This is a genomic window from Gordonia sp. NPDC003504 (genome assembly GCF_053587995.1).
In genome coordinates this window covers 426,234-433,320 of sequence record NZ_JBSFPC010000003.1, presented here as the reverse complement: position 1 = coordinate 433,320, position 7,087 = coordinate 426,234, and the positions used below count along the sequence as shown (strand labels likewise).

Below are 7,087 nucleotides of genomic sequence, written 5' to 3'. Positions count from 1 at the left end.
GTCGACGATCCTGTTTGTCTGCACCGGCAACATCTGCCGGTCGCCGATGGGGGAGCGGATTCTGCGGGCGATGGCGTCGCGCCCTACGGGTCCCAGCCCTTCGCGCTGCAAACGTCGCACAACGTCACGCCATAGAGTGACGTTCCACGATGTCCTCGCCGATCGGCCGTCCACCGACGGCAAGCGAGAGCGCATACTGGCTCCCATGGGCGCACGGACCTTCCGGATGCACAGCCGATGGCGGATTCCGTTCCGGCACGACGCCGTGTTCGCCGCCCTTGCCGATGCCGACGGCTACCAGAACTGGTGGCCTCAGATCCATGACGCGGTGCGGATCGACGACGTCAGCGGACGTGCACGCTTCCGCTCACTGCTGCCGGTGTCGCTGCACGTCCGCCTGACCCAGGAACGCATCGACGCCGGCTCCGGTGTCCTGCGCGCACGCCTGGCCGGCGACCTCGTCGGCTGGAGTCAGTGGGTCGTCTCCGTCGACGACCCGGCGTACAGCGTCGTCGACTTCCACCAGCAGGTCGACTTCACCAAACATGTTGCGTTGGTGCCACTCTGGACGATCAGGCCCATCCTGCACGCCAACCACCGATTCATGATGTGGTCGGGCCGTCGTGGACTCATCCGGTACCTCGCCGCCCACGCGGCACCCCGGGACGCAATCTCAGATTGAGACGCACCGCGTCTTCCGCACCCATGCGGTGCGCCCGTACCGTGATCGACAGGGGGAACCCGATCACAACGAGGTGAACGATGAAGGCGCTCGTATTCCACGGTCCCGGCCAGAAGGCGTGGGAGGACGTTCCCGAGCCCAAGCTCAGTGAACCCACCGACATCATCGTCAAGATGAACACGACGACGATCTGCGGAACCGATCTGCACATCCTCAAGGGCGACGTCCCCGCCGTCACCCCGGGCCGCATCCTCGGTCACGAGGGCGTCGGCACCATCACCGAGGTCGGCGAGGCCGTCACGACGCTGGCCGTCGGCGATCAGGTGATCCTGTCGTGCATCTCGGCCTGCGGGAAGTGCGCCTACTGCAAACAGGGAGTGTTCTCGCATTGCCTCGGTGGGGAGGGCAGTTCCGGAATCGGCTGGATCTTCGGCCATCTCATCGACGGCACCCAGGCCGAATTCGTGCGCGTCCCCTACGCCGAGACCTCGGTGTACAAGCTGCCGTCGACGGTGAGCCCCGAACAGGGCACGCTGCTGTCGGACATCCTGCCGACCGGTCACGAGATCGGCGTCCGGCACGGCGCGGTGAAACCCGGTGACGTGGTGGCCGTGATCGGTACCGGCCCGGTCGGATTGGCGGCGATCGCCACCGCCGGCCTGTACGGCCCGAGCCGCATCATCGCGATCGACCTCGACGCCAACCGCGTCGAGCAGGCCCGAAAGTTCGGTGCCACCGACGGCGTCGTCTCGTCGGCGTCGGACTGGCGCGATCAGGTGATCGCCATGACCGACGGACTCGGCGTCGACGTCGCTATCGAGGCGGTCGGCATTCCCGCCACGTTCCAGATGTGCCTGGACATCGTCCGTCCCGCCGGTCATGTCGCCAACGTCGGGGTACACGGCACACCCGTCGAACTCGCTCTCCAGGACCTGTGGATCTCCAACATCGTCATGACGATGGGGCTGGTCAACACCAATACCCTGGACACACTTCTGAAACTGGTGGCGCAACGCCGCATCGATCCCGACCCGTTCATCAGTCATCGTTTCGCACTCGACGAGATCATCGATGCCTACGACGTGTTCGGCCGCGCGGCAGAAACCAAGGCGCTCAAGGTGATCCTGAACGCCTGACCCGAACGCGGTCCGGCCCACCGACCACCGACTCCGATGGTCTCGTCCGGGACCGGGCCGCTGCTTCGGCCGCGTCGGCACCAGACTTCTTGCCGTGCCACTGATCTCGCCTCATGACGACGCGTACGGCCCAGCCCGCCACGATCACCACCAGGACAATTGCCGCAAAGACGACAACAACTCCCATCGCAAGAGCGAACAACTCACCCTCCCCCAACCTGCGCTTGTCCCCAGAAATAGTGACAGCCCGCTCGATCGTTGTCCACCGACGATGAGCCGCTGCCCTTCACGTTCTTTCGCAAAGATTCAGTTTCCCGAAGCGAATCCGGCGGTCTGCAGTCCGGCGGCGTAACCTCTTGCACCACTGGATCTTCAACGGATCGCGACCGAAGCCGGTCACGCTGCCGTAGCGTCTGCGACGCCACATACGAAAGGACGACGTGAAGACACTCGGGGGACTCTTTCTCTGCCATCGGACTGCCGTCACCGGACTTCGGCCCGGCGCTCGCATCGCCCGGAGAAGCGTGCGTGCGCACATCCTGTGGCTTCTGGGAGTGGCGTGCATCGTGGGATTGACGTGCACCGTGGCTGCCGGATCGGCAACGGCCGCACCGAGTGACGGCGCCTCGCCCACGCTGATGTCGATCACACGGATCTCGACCACCATCGACACCACATGTGCGGGTGCACCCAGACAGGTTCCCGTCAATTGGTATCTGCCGGCCGGTCGGCCCACCGGGCTGGTCTGGCTGCAACACGGATTCTCGCGCACCGCAGTCAATCTCGACGTCGAGGCCCGCAACTACGCGGCGTACGGGCTCCTGGTGGCCGCGCCCACCCTGGACTCGGTCAGTGTCAACGGCTGCGCAATCGCCTTCAACGCCGGTGACAACACGGCCTTCATCCGGCAGATGGCGTTGGAGTTCGGGCACGCAGTCGAACCCGACAGCGCCGTCGGGCGGAGTTTCACCCGCGCCTCCGCACAGGCCCACCGCCCCGATCTGACGATGCCGTCGACGCTCGTCTTCTCCGGTCACTCCGCCGGCGGCGAGTTCGTGCTGACCGCGGCCAACCAACTGCGCACCGCCGATCCGGCGGCCTATCGGAGACTGGCCGGGCTGGTGCTGTTCGATCCGGTGAATTCGTTCCTGGGCAACAACTTCTACACCTCCGCCAAGGAACTGGGCGCAGCAGAACTACCCATTCGCGTGATCGCATCCCAGCCGTCGGTGTCGAATACCGGCGGGCTGGGCGTCACCTGGCTGTCGCAGACCACCCGGCAGGACTTTCTCGGCGTCCGACTCGTCACCGGTGTGCACATCGACGTCGAGTCCGACTCGACCGACCTGATCGGTGAGCTCTCCGAGCTCGCGGTTCCGCGTCCGCGCAACGGGCGGGTCATCCGCAGGTTGTCCGCGCAGTGGGCCGATGACCTGATCACCGGCACCCGGACACCCGCCTACTACCCCGGCGGGAGTTACTACCAGAGCCTCGTCGCCTCGCACACCATCACGACGCTGCCCGTCGGGTAGCCCGGACGCGCACGGCGGCCCTCCCGACAGATGATCGCCGAGGGCCGCCGTGGCGTATGAGAGGTGTTGCGGCCGAACTACTTCGGTGGCATCCGGATGCCGCCGTCGACGCGGACGACCTCGGCGTTCATGTAGGAGTTGGTGACCAGTTCGACGACCATCGACGCGAGTTCGTCGGGCACGCCGAGACGCTTGGGGAACAGCACCGACTCACCGAGCTTGGCCTTGAATGCCTCGGAGGCCTCGCCCTCGCCGTAGATCGGGGTGTCGATCAGTCCGGGTGCGACGGTGTTGACGCGGATGCCCGACGCCGACAGGTCACGGGCCACCGGCAGGGTCATGCCGACGACGCCGCCCTTGGACGAGGAGTACGACGCCTGACCGATCTGACCGTCGAATGCGGCGACGCTGGCCATGTTGACGATGGCACCACGCTCGCCGCTGTCCAGCGGCTCGTTGCGGCTCATCGCGGTGGCAGCCAGGCGGATGCAGTCGAAGGTGCCGATCAGATTGATCGCGATGACCTTCTTGTAGGCGTCGAGGTTGTGCGCCGAACCGAATTCGCCGTCCTTGCCGATGGTGCGCTGGGCCCAGCCGATACCGGCCGAGTTCACCAGGACGCGCAGCGGACCGAGTTCGGTGGCCTTGTTGACCGCGGCCTCGATCTGCTCGGTGTTGGTGACGTCGACGTTGACGAACGCGCCGCCGACTTCCTTGGCGAGAGCCTCACCCTTCTCCGCATTGAGGTCGGCAACGACCACCTTTGCGCCCTTGGCCGCCAGCTGGCGCACCGATGCGGCGCCGATGCCCGACGCCCCGCCCGTCACGATTGCACTTGCTCCGTTGATATCCACGACGACAGCCTACGACGCGGTGTGGTACGGGTAACACACCGGGCCCGAGCGAGCGGTCGGTCAGCCACCGTGTTGCGCGGTCAGTGGGCTCGGTGGCATCGACACCGTGGTGCCGGTCGCCCCGATGTCCACCCAGCCGCCGGGATTCTGGCACCGCAGCCGCGGACCGGCACTGGCCGTGCAAGTGGCCACGCCCACGGTCACCGACTGCCCCGGCAGGAGTTCGGCGATCGCACCGGACCACATCGGCCATGCCGCGGCGTGTACGCCGGTGTCATCGATGTCGACCGTGGACGGGTTGACCCCGGGAATTGCGCCGGGCGGCATGTGGCAGGTGAGATTCCCCAGCTGCGCGGTGGCGACGTTGAGTCCGATTCCGCACGTCGCCACCCCGCCGGCGCGAAGCAGAAAGAGATTGCCGGTGCGGCCGAACTGCCCGGGATCGACGGGCGTCCCCTGCGCTCCCGGCGTCTGGGCGGCGGCACTGACCGGTGCGAACGCCGTCGACACCGGCCCCTGATCGCGAATCGCCTCGCCGGCGACGGAGCAGCCGGAGAGAATCACCGTCGCCGGTGCGACGAGGGCGACCGCAAGGCGCGGAACCGAGACGCGCGGGGCCAGGACACGTGCGGCCAAGACACGTTCGGCCAACACACGTGCGGCCGGGACACGTGCGGCCGGGACTTGTCTGGGGCGTTTCATCGAAGACGATCGTACGGTCGGGTCTCGCGCTGCGGCGCGTCGACGACCACACGTTCATCCGACCGGACGTCGTTGGCGCTCGCCTCGTCACTGACAGCGCTCACCACGACGTTGACAGCGCCCGCCACCTCGTTGACAGCGCCCCCCGCGCATGTAGGAAAGCGCCGTCAGTGACGGGTTGAGCGCTGTCAACGTTCAACCGAGCGCTGTCAGTGGTGCAGGGCGTGCCAGGCCACTCAGCTGACGCACCGCACGATCGGCTCCGGGTCGTAACGCACGGTCCTGGTGTGCCGGCGGATCTCGGTGCCGGTCGCGGCGTCGGTGATGATGCGGGTGTTCGACGCGGTGAAACCGCGGCTCCCGCTACTGGCGATACAGTTGTCGTCGCCGGCGATCGTGCGGACCTCGGGTGAGGTGTAGTTGACGCGACTCCCCGTGATCGATTGCACGTCAACGGTTCTCGTGCCCCACATACGAACCGTCACCGACGACGGGCTCCAGCTGGTCTCGATGAGGACTCCGTGTCGCGAGCGGTTGCCGATCACCAGGTCGATGGCGCCTTCGAAGACCGTCGCCTCGCGGGCCTCGGGATAGCGGGAGATGTAGTAGGCGTGTTCGGTGTGGTCGACGTCATCGAGGCCGGCGAAGTACGCCGCGTTGTAGAGGGTCGTCGCGAATTGGGAGATGCCTCCGCCGACGGCCCGGGACGCGCGGCCGTGATCGATGATCGTCGACGTGACGTAGCCCTGGGCGGTTCCGCGGGGACCGGTGTATCCGTTGAGCGAGAAGTTGCGGCCCGGGAGGATGAGCGCGCCGTCGACCTCCTGGGCGACGAGCCGGATGTTCTCCCCCGATGCCGACGAGAATCCTCCGGTGGTGAACTCGCTGATCACCTCGGTGACACCGAGATCGCGCGCCGCGCGTGTGGTGAGGGCGGGCGGAAGCACCCGGTACGTCGCCTCGACGGTGCGCGGACCATCGCCGGTGATCATCTTCTCGATGGCGACGAACGTCGCCTCCCAGTCCAGGGCGTGACCGTCGCGCGCGGCGATAACCACCGGCGAACCGGTCGACAGCGAGAATCTCGCGTTCACCGGTCGGCTCTCGGAACGCGACAGGCCGGCCAGGATCGTGCGACCTCGGTCGCGGTCGACGTGCGGGACGAGGCCACCACGGCCATCGGGCCGGAACGTGAGCGCACTTGCGATCTGTGCGGGCGTGAGTCGCACGTTGATTCCGTCGCGACCTTCGACGGCGAGGTCGTCGGCGACGGCGGTGCGCGCCGGGCCCGCGACGGTCGCGGTGACGACGTCTGCGGCGACGGTCGGGGCGAAGGGTTCCATCGGCAGCTCGACGATCCCGCCGTCGAGCCATTCCCGGGTGAGCACCGGACGCGCGGCGTCACGGTCGACGCGTAGCCCGGCGGCGGGCATGTCTGCGACGGGTTGGGTTCCGTCGTAGTGCACGCCGCCGTCGACGGCGGCCCGTTCGAGGCTGCCCTTCTGATCGTCGAGGGCCGCGTCGAACCGCGTGGGATCGAGGCCGACCACCGGTTCGACGTCGCGGGAGAGTCCGAACAGCGCGGCGAGGCGGGCGAAGGGGTTGCGGGGTTGAACCGACAGCGCTGCGGCCGTGGCGTCTGCGTCGAAGGTCAGGCCGAGCGAGTCCGGCGCCACTGCCACCTCGCCGGAGGACGTGCGGAGGGTGACCGGCTGCCGTGACAGTTCCGACAGTTCCGCGAGTTCGCTCGTCACCTGCGGCTGGGACAGGTTCCCGACGTCCCGTCCGGCTACCGTGGCGCCGCGCGCCGTGTGGCCGGAGGTGACGACGAGGTCGAGGGCGAGAACCAGCGATATGACTGCGGTCACACCGATCGCCACACGGATCCCGGTCCGGCGGTGGCGGCTCGATAACGGTCCCATCGCATCCACAGATACCGGACAAGTCGGGCGACTGCGAATTCGAGGCGGCCAAACCCAGCAACCGGAGTGGTGCGCCGCGTCGGCGTGTCGCGCGGGTTACCGGGGTTCGCGCGAATCGTCGACGACCTGCGCAACCGACGATCACCTGCGTGAAGCCGCGGAAAAGGACCCAGTCAGCAAACAGAATCACAGAACCAGCACGTGTGTGCGCCGCGTTCGCAGAAAACTCGTGGGTGCGCCGCGCCGCGATGCAGGAGGA

6 protein-coding genes and 1 pseudogene are annotated in these 7,087 nt (G+C 67.2%); 4 read left to right on the top strand and 3 right to left on the bottom strand.

All coding sequences use genetic code 11. From position 1 onward, the window contains the following. Positions 1-7: 7 nt before the first annotated feature. The 4 genes and pseudogenes from ACWDPV_RS09485 to ACWDPV_RS09470 all read left to right on the top strand — a co-directional run. Positions 8-73 (top strand): annotated as a pseudogene (locus tag ACWDPV_RS09485) (arsenate reductase/protein-tyrosine-phosphatase family protein); the annotation flags it as partial. Between the two features lie 132 nt (positions 74-205). Further along, a complete protein-coding gene (locus tag ACWDPV_RS09480) occupies positions 206-682 on the top strand; it encodes an SRPBCC family protein (protein ID WP_449742742.1) in 477 nt (158 codons plus the stop codon). A gap of 80 nt (positions 683-762) precedes the next feature. After that, positions 763-1,818 carry a zinc-dependent alcohol dehydrogenase family protein gene (locus tag ACWDPV_RS09475; RefSeq protein ID WP_449742723.1) on the top strand — a complete coding sequence of 352 codons (1,056 nt, stop codon included), beginning with the start codon at positions 763-765 and terminating at the stop codon, positions 1,816-1,818. A 524-nt stretch (positions 1,819-2,342) separates the two neighbouring features. Continuing rightward, a complete protein-coding gene (locus ACWDPV_RS09470) occupies positions 2,343-3,350 on the top strand; it encodes an alpha/beta hydrolase (RefSeq protein WP_449742722.1) in 1,008 nt (335 codons plus the stop codon). A 77-nt stretch (positions 3,351-3,427) separates the two neighbouring features. Here ACWDPV_RS09470 and ACWDPV_RS09465 read toward each other — a convergent pair whose 3' ends face one another. The 3 genes from ACWDPV_RS09465 to ACWDPV_RS09455 form a co-directional block, all read right to left on the bottom strand. Next, on the bottom strand, positions 3,428-4,204 hold the full coding sequence (locus ACWDPV_RS09465; RefSeq protein WP_449742721.1) for an SDR family NAD(P)-dependent oxidoreductase: 777 nt from the start codon (positions 4,202-4,204) through the stop codon (positions 3,428-3,430). Between the two features lie 60 nt (positions 4,205-4,264). Then, a complete protein-coding gene (locus ACWDPV_RS09460; protein WP_449742720.1) occupies positions 4,265-4,906 on the bottom strand; it encodes a hypothetical protein in 642 nt (213 codons plus the stop codon). Positions 4,907-5,142: 236 nt separating this feature from the next. Then, complete coding sequence (locus tag ACWDPV_RS09455; protein WP_449742719.1) at positions 5,143-6,828, bottom strand: VanW family protein; 1,686 nt, start codon at positions 6,826-6,828, stop codon at positions 5,143-5,145. Between the last annotated feature and the right edge of the window lie 259 nt (positions 6,829-7,087).